The sequence below is a fragment of the Marispirochaeta aestuarii genome, from assembly GCF_002087085.1.
Taxonomy (GTDB): domain Bacteria; phylum Spirochaetota; class Spirochaetia; order JC444; family Marispirochaetaceae; genus Marispirochaeta; species Marispirochaeta aestuarii.
The window spans coordinates 1-16,051 of sequence record NZ_MWQY01000004.1 but is presented as its reverse complement, the minus strand read 5'-3'; the positions used below and the strand labels follow the sequence as shown (position 1 = coordinate 16,051).

Here is a 16,051-nt window from a genome sequence, read left to right as displayed (position 1 = left end):
GCGGAGGAAAGGGGCAGCTTTTCTATTTTTTGCCTATGTGGATGCGGCTGCTCAGGGTCTCCCGTTCCTCGTCAATGATTCGGTACCAGGTATATTTCTGGTTTTCCTTCATCATTTCATCGAGTCCCTTCTGCTTCAGCTGATCGTAAATCTCTCTGCTTTTTGAGGCTTTCAGAAAAAGGTCCCGCTGCTGAAGGTCCAGGAATTTGTTGATCATTTCCGGCAGATGCTCTTCCAGATAGTCATGGAACTGGTGTTCTATCATGCTGTATTTTTCGAGAATCTGATCGGTGTATATTCCGAGAATGGGGTCTGCATTGCGAAGATGGGCAAGGGATTCCCGCAGTTCCCGCAGAATGGCGATGGGGCGGTGGTAATCGGTGCCGGACTTGTACAGCTTCAATGCCCGGGAACATTTATTCAAAAGCTCGCTTCTGGAGACCTCCCCGATTTTTATCTGCCTGGCGGAGCTTATGACCCTGGCAAAGACATTTACCAGGGAGGTAAAAATCAGGTCCCGCCAGCGTTCCTTTTCGATGGCTGAATAGAGCTTGAGCAGATGACCCTGGTAGATCAGCTTTTCCTTCTGGGAGTTCCTGAACAGAATCTCGAAGACCGTTATTTCCATCCCCTTGAACTGGAACCTGCCAAGGTTGAAGTATCCTACCTCGTCCAGCAGATCGGATTCAGCTCCCGGGCGCTCCTTCTGCAGCTGGTGAACCACATGGTTGGTGGCGAGAATCTTGGTCTCCGTCGGGGCAAGGGTGTTGGCAAAGCCCTGGAGCCTGGCAGCGGTATTGATGATGTCGCCGGAGATGTCGCCGTCCCGGGTGATCACCAGGGGGGTATAGGCTCTGCCTCCGGCGATTCCGGCGGAAACCGCCATATCCGGCAGGATGATTTTATGGACGATACGGCTTTCCTGCAGTTTCTTGCTCTTTACAATCCTGCGCCTGGAAAAGTAGTCGGCGATATTGACCGCCGCGGAGCTGATTCCCCTGGGATCGTCGGAAATCAGGATTATCGCATCCCCTTCGCTGCGCCAGCTTAAGGTGCCGAAGTTTTTGGAAATCCTGCGGATGTCTTCCTGGATACACTCGTCCAGCAGCATCAGCATGGAGAGGTTCCGGCGGTTCTTCAGGCAAAAGGCGGAGTAGCCGTGAATATCGAGAATTGCAGCGTAGACCGTGGATATCGAGGTGTTCCGCTTAAGGTCCCCGGTGCCGGAAATTCCGGAAAAGGGTAAAACCAGTTCCTTCCAGAGTCCGGGGAACTCCTTTTCGTCCAGAGGGGCAAAAACGCCCCAGTTCAGTTCCTTGATGAGGTGAAAAATTTTTCGGAACACCCGCAGGTTCGGCTCGGTCCTGGGCAGGGCGCTGACATATTCCATGAGTTTTGAGAAGCTCCTGATGGAACGGCTGATTACCCTGTTATAGAGGTGCTCGAAGAGCTCGTAGGGTGATGTGTCGGGACCATAATCTTCAAGGCTTTTCATTGCTTTCGTGTACAGAGTACTGAAAATAGAGGGCTCCGGCCAGTCCCAGAGCCCCCAGGGCCAAGGGGGCGGCGGCAAGACTGAGAGCTGCCGTTATGAGCCCCACGGCCAGGGGGCCGGAGAACACACCAGCATCGGTAAAGAGGCGCCAGATACCCATGAACTCGCCGACTTCCCCGTCGGGGGCGAGTATGGCGCTCATGGCCATGTTGATACCTGAGCCGAATCCGTTACCGATACCGATGAAAACCGAAACCAGGGCAAAACTGAAAAAACCGCCGGAAAGGGGCAGCAGAATCAGGCCCAGAGAAAAGAGTCCCAGACAGAGAACCCCTCCGCGCTTGATGCCGCAGCGATCGTAGATAATACCGGCGGGGTAGAACAGCAGGGAATCCGCCAGACCGCTCAATCCCATGACCAGGCCTATCTGCCCCAGGCTGAGTCCCAGACTTTCGCCGTAGAGGGGCAGCAGGACCGGGCGGGCGGATCTGAGAACTCCCAGTATGACAACCCCGGTACCGGCGCTCAGGAGTATTCTGCTGTATCTGCGGAAAGTTTCCGGGATTCTGCGGAAGACGGGGGGGGCTCCGTTTTCTTCTTCCGTTTCCGGGGTTCTAAGCAGTATGAGTGCTGTGGAGATGAAGGTACATAGAGCGGCGCTCAGAAAGAGGGCTCCCAGGCTGAGAATATCCGCAATATACCCCCCCATGACCGGTCCGAGAAAGGATCCTGCCCGTACCAGTCCTCCCATATTTGCCAGTGCCCGTCCCCGCAGACCGGGGTCCACGAGCCGGCGAACCACGGTGACCTGGCTTATGGACCAGGAAGTCCGTGCCGCACCGAAACCGATGAGCAGCATAATCAGAAAGGGAAGGGAGTCGAGGAACCAGATCAGGAAAAGAAAAATCCCCAGGAACAGTGTACTGAACATGTACACCCGTTTCAGGTTGAAGCGTTCGGTAAATCGACCGGCGGGTATATCAAAAAAGAGAGTTCCCAGGTGCTGGAGGGCCGCGATTACCCCGGCGGCCCCGGGACCGGCTCCGAGCTGAAGGGCATAAAGCACGACGAAGGAGGTCGTCAGTCCCTGGGCGAGGTAGGAGAGAAAGGCGGGAGCGTAAATGGGCATGACAAGGCCCTTGAGGGTATAGCCGCCGGGATGTTCCGTCAGAGCCATTTCTTTTTCTTGAAGTAGAAAAGCATTCCCAGGGCAACCAGGGCCATAAGGGCCATGACCATGGGATAGCCCAGGGGCCAGGAGAGTTCCGGCATCCTCTGGAAGTTCATCCCGTAGATACCGACAATGAAGGTCAGGGGGATGAAAATGGTCGCCACAATGGTCAGGACCCTCATGATGGCATTCGTGGAGTTTCCGACCCTGCTCTGGTAGGAGTCCATAAGACCCTTCAGGCTGTCCCGCATCAGCTCGATCCAGTCGATAATCTGGACAATATGATCGTAAAGATCCCGAAAGAAGATCTGGACCTCCTCGGATATCGCGGGGATCTGTCCCCGCATCAGGGCCGAGGCTGCCTCCCTCATGGGCCAGACTGCCCTGCGCAGGGAGAGCAGCTCCCTGGTGAGGGAGTGTACCTTGGCTGAAGGGTCCGGTCCGTCTTCGAAAAGGACCTGTTCTTCAAGCTCTTCAAACTCCTCCTGCAGGTCCTCCATAACCAGGAAGTAGTTGTCCACAACCGCGTCCGCCAGGGAGTAGCTCAGGTAGTCTGCTCCCATTCGGCGTACCCGACCCAGACCTTCCGAGATGCGTCGCCGGACCGGATCAAAGACGTCCCCGGGATGTTCCTGAAAGGAGATGACATAGCCCTTGCCGGCTATGATGCTGACCTGCTCGGTTTCAACGGTTTTTTCTTCCCCGTTCCAGGTGAGCATGTGAAGGAGCAGGAAGAGCTGATCCTCGTATTCATCAGCCTTGGGACGCTGTCCGGTATGCTGGATGTTCTCCGCGGCAATGGGGTGAATATCGAAACGGCGGGCGACCTTCTTCAGCAGGACCGAGTCGTGAACCCCCGGTATGTCCAGCCAGAGTATCTGGTTTTCCTGTGCAAGGTTCTCGAGGGAGTCATCGGCAGCCAGCTGTCGCTGCTCAACGGAATCGGCATTGTAACGGAATAGCCCCATTTCCACCGGCCGGCTGCCATTGGAGGGTACATCGATGATTGTCCCCGGGACGGTGCCTATTCTGCGGGAAAACAGATTGATGAAACGCTTCATTTTGCTCCTCCTTTACCACGACGGAGGAGTCCCATCAGGCGGGACTGCAGGGATACCTCCTTCTGCCTGGTTTCCTGGACCTTCTGACTATACATGAAGGGCCGCTTTTCGGCGTTGAATACCACGTAGGATATCAAGCCGTCGCTGCCGACTACCGGATATGCCGTAAGGGGGTATTTCTCCACTTTAAGGTTGACATGAGAGAAGGTCTCCTCCATGGAGATTCGCAGATCGCTGAAACTGAGCTCCTCCCAGACTGAGGACACCGGTTTTTTAATTACATCCTGCTTATCCCTCTCAAGGGTTTCCAGCAGGGCCCGGCTTACGAAAACGACGTTGCCGGTGCTGTCCGTTACCAGCATCAGGGACGGCGAGTTGGAGATTATAATATCCAGGAGGGTCCCCTGGGCTGCTATCTTGCGGCTGAGTTTTCCGTTAGCGTCGGTAAGACTCCTGTAGAGATCCTGTAATCGCGGGCCAAGAGAACCGAATCCTGCGAAATCAGCCTTTCTGTCCAGGCGGCGGTATCTGCTCTTGTTGATCAGACGGTCCAGGCGTTTTTCGATGGAAATGCCGCGAAAAACGGTGATGCTCCAGGCCGTAAGGAAGACAAGAAAGACCACAATCGAGATAAACAGTATACGCTGGGCTATAAAAACCGGATCCCCGGAAGCCCCGGGCGAGGCGCCGGTCAACAACAGATATGCCGATACTCCCACCGCAAGGATACCCAGGGCGCCGAGAATCAGCAGCAGAACAATCCAGCGGTTACTCTTGATATCCATGCTTATTCCTGCAGCTCATTGAAGGAGGAGATGTTTTCGTTTCGTCCCACGATAAGCAGGATATCCTCCTCCTGAAGGACCTCCTCCCCTCCGGGAAAAATGAGGCTTTCGCTTCTGGTGGGATTGCCAATTTCGTCCACGCCGTAGCTGTATCGCCGGATGGCGATGACATTGATCTGGAGGCGTTTTCTAAGATCGAGTTCTATCAGCTGTTTCTCCACGAAGCCCTTCGGTACTCTGACCTCCGCCACGCTGATCTCCCCGGAGAGGGGAATCCTGTCCAGGATATCCGGAGCGATAAGGCGGTTGGCCAGTCGTGTTCCCTCGTCGATTTCAACATTGACTATTTCGTCTGCTCCGACCTGGAGAAGCACCTGGTGATGCAGTTCCGTCAGAGAGCGGGCAATGATGTAGGGAACACCGAGGCGTTTCATGATGGCCGTAGTCAGGATACTCGCTTCAAAGCTGTTTCCGATGGCGACGATTCCGACATCCACGTCCTCCAGGTCCAGTTCGCTCATGCGGCTTTCGTCGGTGGAATCGAGGTGGACTGCCTGGGTCACGCTGTTTTTTATCCGTTCTATCAGGAGTTCGTCGGCGTCTACTGCAATAACCGTACCGCCCTTCTCTTCGAGAACTTCGCAGAGGCGGCTGCCGAAGCTTCCGAGTCCCACAACCAGATAGTTTTTTCCTGTATCTTTTGCCATTTCCTGCTCCAGTTTATCCAATCGAAAGATTCGCCCCGGGATAGTGTATCTCCCTTTGTCCCTGACGTGAACCGGCGGCGGCAATGAAGGTCAGGGGCCCTATTCTGCCCAGAAACATCATGATGATAATAACACTTTTTCCCATCGGGGAAAGATCCCCGGTAATCCCCGCAGAGAGCCCGACAGTGCCGAAAGCGGAGACTGCCTCGAAGAGTATTTTTATCGCCGGGGCATCCTCTGTCAGCATCAGGATAAAAGTTCCCAGAAATACGGTAACAAGACCGAAGGTGGCGATGGTAAAGGACTTGAGAATGATATCGCTGCCCAGGGAGGAGCGAAAAAGGGTGACCTCCTTTGTTTCCCTCAGCAGAGAACGGAAGTAGGCCCCCATGGCAGCGAGATTGTTAACCTTGATTCCCCCGGCGGTACTGCCTGCCGCACCACCGATGAACATGAAGAGGCACATGAAAAGATAGGTGGCACTGCCGAGTGCACCCAGGGGAACCGTGTTGAATCCGGCGGTGCGCAGGGTTACGGACTGGAAAAAGGCGGCCAGGTACTGTTTCCCCGTCCCGAGCTCCCTGAGTACCCCGCCATGCTCCAGGGCGTAGAAGATCAGGGTTCCGGTAACTATCAGGACCGACGAAATGATCAGGACCACCCTGGAATTAACCGAGAGCCGTCGAACCCGTGAAGCGGAGCGTCCGTCACGCTTGAAAAGGTCCAGCAGATTCATGTGGACGCCGAAACTCAATCCTCCGGTAATAATAAGCAGCGCTATGGTGGCGTTCAACAGCAGGTTTCCGTTAAAGCCCTCCAGGCTGTCGGTGAAAAGGGCGAATCCGGCGTTACAGAAGGCGGATACCGCGTGAAAGAGGGAGGCAAAAAGACGTCCGCCCCAGGGGCCGGTAAAGGAGGGGGTCGAGAGATACAACAACAGCGTACCCAGGGCTTCAAAAAGGAAGGTTGCGCCGATGATGGCGACTACAGTTTTCTTTATTGAGCGCAGATCGTCCTGGCTCAGCATGTAGGCGGCAATGAGCTTGTCCTGCCGGCTTATCCCCCGGCGCAGGACGAAGATAGAAAAATAGGAGAGAAGCATGATACCGAGGCCTCCAATCTGGATGAGAAGCATGATGCTTATGTGTCCCCAGATGGAGTAGGCGGTGGCGGTATCGACGACGATAAGCCCGGTAACGCACACCGCCGAGGTGGAGGTGAACAGAGCATCCAGAAACGGCAGTCCCTTGTGCGATGACGAGGTAAAGGGAACCATCAGGACGAGGGCGCCGACCAGGATTACCAGCAGAAAACTGAGCACCATAGTCTGGGCAGGCTTGAGACTGATGGATTCAAGGAGGGTATTGAGCTTTCGAAACCTGGTCAGGACTTTGAGCACCAGGAAGGTATTCTTCAGAACCGCGGCAGTAAGGGAGGGATCCACCTTCTCGGGGGAAAAATGAACCTGGAAGGTCTGCACCTTTGAGTAGGCAAAGAGAAGCACGAAGGTGGCAGTAAAGATCAGGGCGAATATATTCTGCCGTATATAGATATATTTGTACGGCGCAGCCTTAAAGGCAGTTACAACCTCTGTTACAAGGATAATCAGGACCGTAATATCCAGGGCGTTTATTATGACAAGCCAGAAGACCGTCATGGTGACCTGCTGTTCGAGAAACAGGGCTACAATACTCAACAGGACAGGAAGCAAAATCAGGTTCTTTTTCATATTGTAAGAAAAAGTATAACCGCAGAGAAAGGGTTTTTAAACACTGATTTGACGGATTTCTCCAGAGGGATGAGTAATTTTTGCAGTCCCCTCCTGCCGGATACCCCGGGGAGTTGGGAAAAGCTCCGGAACCGGATAACTGTACGCATAAAAGTGGTGAAAAGGGGGCAAAACAATGCAAAACGGTTGTTCATGGATAATAATCATGGAACAATAGTTTTATATTGAAGCATAATCAACCTGCCTGTAAAAAGGGGAACCGGAAATGAAAAAGCACTGTGCATGGGTTAACCCGGAGAACAGCCTGATGAGGGAGTATCATGACACTGAATGGGGGGTGCCGGTTCACGATGATATCAGACTGTTCGAAATGTTGATCCTTGAGGGGGCGCAGGCCGGACTGTCCTGGGACACCATACTGAAAAAGCGCAGGAACTACCGCGAGGCTTTTGAAAAGTTCGATCCCGTCAAAGTCGCAGCTTTTTCTGAAGAGAAAATCCGGGAACTGCTTCAGGATAATGGGATAGTTCGGAACAGATTGAAGATTCAATCCGCCGTAAAGAATGCCCGGGTTTTTCGTGAAATCCAGCACCAGTACGGCAGCTTCGATACCTTTATCTGGAAATTTGTGGATGGAAATCCGATAGACAGACACTTCGCCGTCTTAGATGAGATTCCGACCAAAGACGAATTGTCAGAGAGGATCTCAAGAGACCTCAAAAAGCGGGGAATGAGTTTTGTGGGACCGACAATAATTTATGCCTATATTCAGGCCATCGGCCTGATAAACTCCCATACCACCGATTGCTTCAGGTACCGGGAATTAAAGGCATAGTCCTTACGCATAAGGAGTACAGGCAGCTGTAATAGAACATTGCATCACTGATAACGCTCCATAATAGATGCAATACTGCCATCATCCCACATCGCCTGCACAGCAGCGGCAAACTCATCGGTCCTGGCGGAAAGATCGGACTGTTTGCTGATCATGGGATAGAATGCGGAACTTTCCACGAGGCCCTCGGTAAGGACTATCCTGTTTTCCAATCCGGCAGAATTCAGATTGTCTCTAACCAGAATCGGATCGTCAACGATGATGTCTCCACGGCGGGCAATCAGCATTCGATACATACCTTCAACAGAGGTGGCATTCAGAACCGGGACGCCAATATCCTCCAGGTTTGTCTTTGCCCAGTTGTTGCCGATGTAGGAGATCACTGTAAACCGGACCTTGCGTATTTCCTCAAGGCTGCGGATACCATGCATCTCGGGAATGCGAGGGTGATCCCGGTAGGTATATAATCGATATTGCTTGATCCAGATCGGTACGTTCACGAGGTCGGCGTATTCCAAACGGCCCGGAGTCGGGATGGTAGTCATAAGGTCCGCTTCGCCCTGTCTGACTAAAGCCTGGCAGCGCACCCAGGGAAAGACGCTTATTCGCAGATCCAGACCAAGGCGATTTTCTACTGCTTCACGGATAATATCAACGAAAAAACCGGCGGGCTGTCCCGACTCATCCAGGTAGTTGGCGGGTTTATATTCCTGAAACACATAGTGTACTGCCTGAGACATTGCCGTACCGGGGATCAGTATAAGCAGACAGAGGATTACTTCGAGACGAAAAAACCGTCCTCTCATACTACCAAGTATAGATACAGGGGCGTCGATAGCAAGGGTATTTTCCTGCTTTAACGGAATCGATGGCATGCGGATTCGTGAAAAAGCGGATGCAGGGGATCTGTTGTCAGTCTTGTTTTTTCCCGGATATGCCCTTATCATTTTATATTGATAATCTCTCTTGAAGACCATAAGATTATCAGTAAGGATAACCAAGGGGAAATGCATGTCCGAGTCCGCTCAATCCATTTCTGATAAAGCGATCTTATGCGTCGATGATGAAGCGATTATCCTGCTTGCGCTGCAGCAGGAGCTGAAAAGAAACCTGGGGAACCAGTTTATCTATGAACGGGCAAAGAGCGCCGAAGATGCCCTGCGTATTCTCGATGAACTGAGTAAAGACGGGATCCATGTCATTCTGATAATCTCCGACTGGCTTATGCCAGGAATGAAGGGAGACGAGTTCATCGAGATTGTCAAACAGACGTATCCGGAAATAAAGGTAATAATGATAACCGGACAGGCGGATAAAGCGGCAATTGAACGGGTCAGCAGCATCTCATCGGTAGCCGCAGTACTCAAGAAGCCGTGGCGGGCTGAAGAACTGATACATACCGTCCGTTCCACTTGTTCCACGTGTCTCTGACCCGGCCAATAAAACATCTGTTGCGATTCTTGATTTTCAGGATAATTTGACTAGACTTATACCTGTGACTCAGGCTGTTTCTGCAGCATCAAGCCTGTCAGGGCGGGCGGTGATGGTTATACAAAAGATATCTCTTATAATGGCCGCTATTTTTCTCTGCTTCGCTGTTTTTTCCGATGATCTTTATGCGGAAACGGTAAAAATGGCTGTTTTTCGACTTGAACCTTTCATGATGTACGACGATTCAGGAGGCGTTACCGGAATCGCGGTGGAATACTGGCGACAATATATCGCCCCGCGTATGGGGGTTGAGCTTGATGTTTTGGGGGTATTCCCGATTGTCAGGGCTCTTGCGCTTCTTGAATCGGGAGAGATCGACATTATCCCAAATATGACAAAGATTCCTGAACGGGAAGAAAAATTTCTGTTTCCGGAAACGATACTTGCAAAGATAGACAGTTGTCTGATAGTCCGACCGGACAGTCCTGTTTCTTCGATAACCAAGCCGGCGGATCTTTTCGGTATGACAATAGGGTTCCTGGACGCTGCGTATATACCTCCCATGTTCATTGACGAAAGGATAAAGCTGGAACTGGTTCAGCATCAGGATTACCGGCAGATCAATCTGAATAAACTCTGGGCGGGGAGACTGGACGGTGTTCTCGATATTAACTATATATCCATGATCTATTATCTGAATCAGAAGGGATACAGGGAGCGGGTAAAGGTAATACCTTTGCCGACGGAAGCGGTACATGTGTATACAGTATTCCGGAACACCGAAAAAGGAAGGGATCTTCGTAACCGCTACGACAATGTGAATGCGAAAGGCCTGGAACAGGGGATTTTTGAAAAAATGGTCAGGTCTTTTGTCGCTGAAGGGAATCAATAGAAAATGGCTGGTAAAAACCCGGCGAAAAGGCTTATAGAAGGAACCCAGGTTCTTTCTCTTGTCATATCAATAGGTACCATATTTATTGTTCAGATTGTTTCTATTTTTGCCATATCCGTCTTTATTATCCTCGATTTGAATAACAAAGCAGAAAATGCAGCGGACGAAACAGTCTATATCCTGACCGAACCCCTGTATAATGTGGACGACAGCCAGATTAGCAGGATTGCCGATGCACTGCTTTCTTCCGGTCGGATCTCCGGTATCGTTATTGATACCTCTGCAACAGGAATTGTTGTAAACAAGCCGGCCCCAGTCCAGTCCCGATGGATCAAGCCGCGGATCAGAGAAGTCAACTATAACGATTTTTTTCTCGGAACAATAGAACTGCAGTTCAGTGATAACGAGCTGCTGTTAACAATCAAGCGTTTTCTGTTTGCCATGGTTGTTGCGGTAATCGCGATTTTGACAGTGTATTTAATCGCCACACGGGTGCTTATTCAAAAGCGGACACAAAGGGTCTTTTCAGCATTATCCGAGGGAATCAGCGAAATCGGAGCCGGAAACTATGCGTATACGATCCCCGAGACGGATTACGAAGATATAGATGCAATAATAAACCTGCTGAATGAAATGACCAGAAGAATCCAGGGAAAAAATGCCGAACTGGTGGAGATAAATGTATCCCTTGAACAACGGGTTGCCGAGCGGACGGCGGAACTGGAAGACTCTCTCGTTGAATTACGGCGCATGCAGGAACGGCTCATTGAATCCGGGAAACTTTCCGCTCTGGGACAGCTTTCCGCCGGTATAGCCCATGAACTGAACACACCGCTGGGAGCGATACAATCCGCCGTCTCATCGATGGTCAATTCATTTGACAAAAAGCTCCCTGAACAGCCGGCCTTTTTCTCTTCCCTGTCCGATCAGGAACAGAACTTATACACGAAAACTGTTGTTCTGGGTTTAGAAAGCAATAAAACGCTGGATATTTATCTTCCCTCCCGGCGGGAGACGAAAGAAATCGAGGCTCTGCTGGAACAGCAGAACATTCCAAACAGTCCTGAAGTTACCGCATGCCTTGCTGATATGGGGCTGTTGAACAAACTCGATGATCTTTTACCGTACCTTGCAATAAACAGGAATCGGGAAATCCTGGCGGAGGTTTCGGATACGGTAATAATCAGACGGATGATCGAGGTTATTACAGAATCTTCTGCAAAAGCGTCGAATGTTATCGAAGCGCTCCGGTCATACCTTACAACAACTGTTTTCGATACAACAAAGATAATCGATGTGGAAACGGATATAAAAAAGGTGCTGACCCTTATGCATAACCTGCTGAAACACGGAATCAGCGTCAAAACAGAGTTCTCCGGACTGCTTGTTCAAGCCAGGGCGGATACCTTATCCAATGTCTGGATGAACCTGATACGAAATGCTGTTCAGGTGTTGAATGGTTCCGGCGAAATCGTAATCACGACACAGGAGCAGGACGGCCGGGGGATTATCTCGGTTAAAGACAACGGCCCCGGAATACCTCCTGAAATCCAGGATCGGATATTTGAACCCTTCTTTACTACCAAAAACACTATGCAGGGAATGGGCCTTGGCCTCGATATCTGCAGGAGGATCATAGAATCATCCCAGGGGAAAATCTGGGTAGAGTCAAAACCGGGAGAAACAGTTTTCTTTGTTTCCCTGCCGCTGGCCGAGTACGTGTAAACGGAATGGCAGAACAATAGCCCCGCATTGTTCTGGTCAATAAATGGGGAACAATGCTTTTATATTGAGCAGGATAGCTGAAAGATTAAAGTTCTGGCGAGCTTTTCCCTGAGGCTCCAATAGGTCAAGGGTGATTCTTCTATTCAAAGGTCAGATGTCCATTTTGTCCATGGGACTGATTACACTGAGCTTATTCTTTGTGGCTACGTGGGTATAGATCATTGTTGTACTTAGGTTCGAATGGCCGAGCAGTTCCTGTACTGTTCTTATATCATAACCTGCCTCTATCAGGTGTGTCGCAAAACTATGTCGCAGGGTATGGATGCCTGCTTTCTTTGGGATTCCGGATTTTCTCAGCGCTTCATGAAAGGCGTGCTGCAGAGTTGATGGAAACACATGGAACCTGCCTGGCTGATTGGTCCGCGGACACACCGAAAACCGGGGGGAAGGGAAGATCCAGAACCAGTTCCATTCCGTAGATGCCTGAGGGTACTTCTTTTGCAATGCAAAAGGCAGAGGTACACCTGGCAATTTTTCAAGGCGATCAGACTCGTATAACTGTCTGACTTTTACAATGTGCTTCTGTAAATCCGGAATCACCGACCGTGAGAGTAAGGTCAGGCGATCTTTATTACCTTTACCAGAACGGATAATGATTGATCCGCCGTCGATATCGACATCTTTTACTCTTAATTCCAGACATTCTGAAAGTCGAAGTCCGCCCCCATAGATAATGCGGCACATCAGACGGTATTCTTCAGGCACATATTGTAAGATCCCTGATATCTCGGATGGAGAAAGAACGACAGGGAGTTTTCTATTTACTCTGGCTCGGACCACTGATTCGAGGCCATTTATCTCTATATTTAAAACATGACGGAATAAAAACAGTAAAGCGATAAAAGCCTGTTTCTGAGTTGCAAAGGATATGTTACGGTTGATTGAAAGATGGGTGAGGTAAGCGCGGACATCGTCAGATCCAAGTTGATCCGGGTTTTTAGGGTTGCGCCATCGGGAAAAATCGCGGACCCAGTAGAGGTAGGTTTTCTCTGTTCTATACGACTTGCTCTGCACCCTGAGCTCAGACTTCATCTTATCCAGAACCTCCGGCCAATTCCCCGGTTTCTGTAGTTTTGCGCTATTTTCCATTTTGTTCATGTAATGAACAAAAAGACGAATCGCCGCGGCAGCCTGCTCTACCTGCCATGGTTCATACCGGTCTGCAAGGAATTGAAAATATCTCCGGATTGAGTCGTCCTTGAGGTAGTTCTTATCGTTATTCCAATAGTTGATATATTTCTTTACCCAATGGAGGTACCAGGAAAGGTGATTCTCTTTTATCTTATGATATTTCTGGAGATAATTAATGTATCGACCGTACACTTCCTGGTCCATTGATATTGACCTCCGGAGAACAATAGTTTCTATTGTTTAAAACCATAGCTAATGTTGAATGCTTTTACTTTGAACGCCGTTTTTGTAAAATAATTGCGCATTCAGATGATAAGAGGTTAAAATAGGACAAAAGTAGTGGGTAGAATATGTTATACAGACACTTTTTTGGGGACTTCGAAGAAGGAAAGGAAGAGGGAATTCGATAACGAAAGTTTATCGAGATTACACTAAGGCCTATCGCTGGCCAACGCCTGGCCACGCAGCCACGCAAAGGCCTGCACGCAACCCAACGCAATTAATGGCCACGCTACGGCCAAACGCACTTTTCCTTTGAGACTATTTTTCGGTGTTCGATGGAAATTCTCCTCATGGTTCGAAAAATGGTTCTTCTGCCTGGGGGATCAGCGCAGTATAACCTGCAGTTGGAGCAGACAAACCTACTGTCACAGTTTGTGCAGGCTCGTGAAAATGGGGAACAATAGTTTTCGATTGTTCTTGATTATAAGTGGAGTTATACTGTTTACGATTGAGGCACAAACTGCGCCAGCTTAACGGTTTGCAGCTCAACTGGGTGTTATATTGACCCAGGGAAGAAGTTAGGGACATCAAAGACAAATGCACAGGAACAATGCTTACACTTAGAGAAATAAAAAGAAGAATTGAAGAAGGCCGGTTAACGGTGTTGATGAATCACAGATGTGATAACTTGAAACGATACATCTTAAAAAAATGCATATTGAAAAGAAGAATAAGAATTTAACACCTTCAACCAGGTAAAAATGGTGTAAAGACGCTGTATGATTCTGAGTATTAAAAAGCACCTGCATAGCTGTTTTCGATGTATAAAGACGTTGCATGTGTGTTTGAATAAGGTTGACAATGTATATACGATAAAGTATTATTAGATATGAATTCCATCATCTGGGATAAAGAAAAAAATGAAAAACTCATTTTAGAGAGAAATATCTCTTTTGATGAAATAAGTCAGATGATTATGGATGGAATGTACATGGATATTATTGAGAATCCAGTACGTGAGGGGCAGATGTATTTTGTGATGGAAATACAAGACTATACGTGGATTGTCCCATTCATAATAGATGAGGATGATAATATCGTATTGAAGACTGCCTATCAGAGTCGAAAATACCACAAGAAATATCGAAGGAAATGATATGAAACGAAGATATAACCTTACTGCTGAAGAGAAGAAAATAGAAAATGAAATTGACACCTATCGATCCGTCACAGGTGAAAAGAGAAAGAAGGTCGAATCCATAATAGCTGGAGCCAAGAAAAATAAGGCGATAAGCCTAAGAATTTCAAATTATGATTTAGAAAAACTAAAAGAGAAGGCAGAACAGGAAGGGTTACCGTACCAAACGCTTATTACAACGGTGCTTCATAAATACATTACAAATCAGCTATTTGAGAAGGATGAGATCATTAAGTCGTTCAGGCTGCTGAAGGAAGAGAGGGCAATATAACCAGCAATTGGAGCAGATGTGGCTACTGTCATGGTTTGAGCAGTAGGTAAACCAGGTGACTGAATATTTCAGGTTATTCCGGGTAGAAATCGTAGTAGAATGTATAAGAGTTGCAGCACAAACACATGCCAGCTTAACGCCACACAGCTCAATTGGATGTTATGTTCATACAAAATAAATTTGATTAAAATTATGAATTATAGGATGGTTAAATGAAAAAGCCGGGTATTTTTAAAGGGAAACATTACACTGAATATGCAGATGATGTAAAACAAATGATCGCTGAAAATAGACTTGACGATGCGGAGAAGCTACTATGGAATTTAGTTGAAGCAACTGAATCTGAAGATAAAATAGAGAAATTTGGTGTGGCACCTTGGTATTATGAAAAATTAGCAACGGTATTTAAGAAGCAAAAAATGATCGACAAAGAAATTGAGATTCTAGAAAGATTTTCAAAGCAAAGACATTCACCAGGTAAAAAACCAAATCAATTAATTGAAAGATTAGAGAAATTAAAAAGAAAATGACTAATGGAGAGTATGAATTCATTAACTTATGCTCGATTTTAAATATTCGATATGAAAGAATAGTTGAAGGAAAAGATAAGTCTCCTGACTTTTTAATATATTTGAATGATAATTTGATATACATTGAGATAAAAGATCTAGAGACAAATCCAGATGAGAAAAGTGCAATAAATGAATTATCTGAAAATGACTTTGCAGTCTGGGGGAATTCAAAACCTGGGAATAGAATTCGTCAAAAGATAAAGGAAGGCAGCGTTCAGTTAAGGAAATATTGTGCAAATAAATATCCATCAATTATCATCATCCACGATAATCGTTCCTCTCAAGTTAGTATTCTAAGCGAATATGAAATAAAAACAGGAATGTATGGTATCGAACACCGAACTCTTGATAAAACTGGGAACATAATAAAACGATTTGGTTCTGATAGACGACTCACAGAAAACCATGGAACTTACATAAGTGCAGTAGGTATACTTAAAGAAAATAACATGCTGGATCTTTATTTAAACTATTTTTCAGATATCCCATTAGATCATCACCAATTAAAACAGTTTAAAGGTGTAAAAGTTTATGCGCTAAGCAATGATCCACGGGAAAAGTTTGCTGAATGGAAAAAATTATAGGATGTGATGTAGAACATAACCAGCAATTGGAGCAGATGTGGCTACTGTCATGGTTTGTGCAGTAGGTAAACCAGGTGACTGAATATTTCATGTGATTCCGGGTAGAAATCGTAGTAGAATGTATAAGAGTTGCAGCACAAACACATGCCAGCTTAACGCCACACAGCTCAATTGGATGTTAT

General features: G+C 48.2%; 16 protein-coding genes. 8 read left to right on the top strand and 8 right to left on the bottom strand.

Annotation, left to right across the window (positions count from 1 at the left end):
• Positions 1 to 22: 22 nt before the first annotated feature.
• The 6 genes from B4O97_RS04290 to B4O97_RS04265 are packed head-to-tail and all read right to left on the bottom strand — an operon-like array spanning position 23 to position 6,948.
• Positions 23 to 1,495: a nucleotidyl cyclase domain-containing protein gene (locus tag B4O97_RS04290; protein WP_083048672.1), complete on the bottom strand. Its 1,473-nt coding sequence runs from the start codon at positions 1,493 to 1,495 to the stop codon at positions 23 to 25.
• Positions 1,482 to 2,672, bottom strand: a complete 1,191-nt coding sequence (locus tag B4O97_RS04285) for an MFS transporter (protein WP_083048670.1) — start codon at positions 2,670 to 2,672, stop codon at positions 1,482 to 1,484. The genes B4O97_RS04290 and B4O97_RS04285 overlap by 14 nt, the downstream gene beginning before the upstream one ends.
• On the bottom strand, positions 2,663 to 3,727 hold the full coding sequence (gene corA, locus B4O97_RS04280; RefSeq protein ID WP_083048668.1) for a magnesium/cobalt transporter CorA: 1,065 nt from the start codon (positions 3,725 to 3,727) through the stop codon (positions 2,663 to 2,665). The genes B4O97_RS04285 and corA overlap by 10 nt, the downstream gene beginning before the upstream one ends.
• Positions 3,724 to 4,512 (bottom strand): PAS domain-containing protein, encoded by a 789-nt coding sequence (locus B4O97_RS04275; protein ID WP_083048665.1) that lies wholly within the window; start codon positions 4,510 to 4,512, stop codon positions 3,724 to 3,726. Before B4O97_RS04275 ends, corA begins: the two co-directional genes overlap by 4 nt.
• 2 nt (positions 4,513 to 4,514) lie before the next feature.
• Positions 4,515 to 5,219 carry a potassium channel family protein gene (locus B4O97_RS04270; RefSeq protein ID WP_083048663.1) on the bottom strand — a complete coding sequence of 235 codons (705 nt, stop codon included), beginning with the start codon at positions 5,217 to 5,219 and terminating at the stop codon, positions 4,515 to 4,517.
• Positions 5,220 to 5,232: 13 nt separating this feature from the next.
• Positions 5,233 to 6,948: a TrkH family potassium uptake protein gene (locus tag B4O97_RS04265; protein WP_083048661.1), complete on the bottom strand. Its 1,716-nt coding sequence runs from the start codon at positions 6,946 to 6,948 to the stop codon at positions 5,233 to 5,235.
• A gap of 265 nt (positions 6,949 to 7,213) precedes the next feature.
• On the opposite strand from B4O97_RS04265, the gene B4O97_RS04260 reads away from it, so the two are divergent.
• Positions 7,214 to 7,783 carry a DNA-3-methyladenine glycosylase I gene (locus tag B4O97_RS04260; protein ID WP_083048659.1) on the top strand — a complete coding sequence of 190 codons (570 nt, stop codon included), beginning with the start codon at positions 7,214 to 7,216 and terminating at the stop codon, positions 7,781 to 7,783.
• A gap of 44 nt (positions 7,784 to 7,827) precedes the next feature.
• On the opposite strand, the gene B4O97_RS04255 is transcribed toward B4O97_RS04260, so the two are convergent.
• Positions 7,828 to 8,589 (bottom strand): substrate-binding periplasmic protein, encoded by a 762-nt coding sequence (locus tag B4O97_RS04255; RefSeq protein ID WP_158084147.1) that lies wholly within the window; start codon positions 8,587 to 8,589, stop codon positions 7,828 to 7,830.
• Between the two features lie 205 nt (positions 8,590 to 8,794).
• Here B4O97_RS04255 and B4O97_RS04250 point away from each other — a divergent pair, with 205 nt between their 5' ends.
• The 3 genes from B4O97_RS04250 (at position 8,795) to B4O97_RS04240 (ending at position 11,831) form a co-directional block, all read left to right on the top strand.
• Entirely contained in the window at positions 8,795 to 9,214 is a 420-nt protein-coding gene (locus B4O97_RS04250; RefSeq protein ID WP_083048656.1) for a response regulator, read from the top strand.
• Positions 9,215 to 9,353: 139 nt separating this feature from the next.
• Positions 9,354 to 10,106 carry a substrate-binding periplasmic protein gene (locus tag B4O97_RS04245; RefSeq protein WP_158084146.1) on the top strand — a complete coding sequence of 251 codons (753 nt, stop codon included), beginning with the start codon at positions 9,354 to 9,356 and terminating at the stop codon, positions 10,104 to 10,106.
• A 3-nt stretch (positions 10,107 to 10,109) separates the two neighbouring features.
• Positions 10,110 to 11,831: a sensor histidine kinase gene (locus tag B4O97_RS04240; protein WP_083048653.1), complete on the top strand. Its 1,722-nt coding sequence runs from the start codon at positions 10,110 to 10,112 to the stop codon at positions 11,829 to 11,831.
• Between the two features lie 150 nt (positions 11,832 to 11,981).
• Here the strand turns inward: B4O97_RS04240 and B4O97_RS04235 are convergent, their stop codons facing one another.
• The gene (locus B4O97_RS04235; protein WP_083048651.1) at positions 11,982 to 13,226 is read right to left on the bottom strand and encodes an integron integrase; all 1,245 of its coding nucleotides are present in this window, start codon (positions 13,224 to 13,226) and stop codon (positions 11,982 to 11,984) included.
• 907 nt (positions 13,227 to 14,133) lie between these two features.
• Here B4O97_RS04235 and B4O97_RS04230 point away from each other — a divergent pair.
• From B4O97_RS04230 to B4O97_RS04215, 4 genes are all read left to right on the top strand, one after another.
• Positions 14,134 to 14,400, top strand: coding sequence for a hypothetical protein (locus tag B4O97_RS04230; RefSeq protein WP_083048650.1), 267 nt, complete (start codon positions 14,134 to 14,136; stop codon positions 14,398 to 14,400).
• A 1-nt stretch (position 14,401) separates the two neighbouring features.
• Positions 14,402 to 14,713: a CopG family antitoxin gene (locus tag B4O97_RS04225; RefSeq protein ID WP_083048648.1), complete on the top strand. Its 312-nt coding sequence runs from the start codon at positions 14,402 to 14,404 to the stop codon at positions 14,711 to 14,713.
• A gap of 212 nt (positions 14,714 to 14,925) precedes the next feature.
• The gene (locus B4O97_RS04220; RefSeq protein WP_083048647.1) at positions 14,926 to 15,243 is read left to right on the top strand and encodes a hypothetical protein; all 318 of its coding nucleotides are present in this window, start codon (positions 14,926 to 14,928) and stop codon (positions 15,241 to 15,243) included.
• Entirely contained in the window at positions 15,240 to 15,869 is a 630-nt protein-coding gene (locus tag B4O97_RS04215; RefSeq protein ID WP_083048645.1) for a hypothetical protein, read from the top strand. Before B4O97_RS04220 ends, B4O97_RS04215 begins: the two co-directional genes overlap by 4 nt.
• Positions 15,870 to 16,051: the final 182 nt, after the last annotated feature.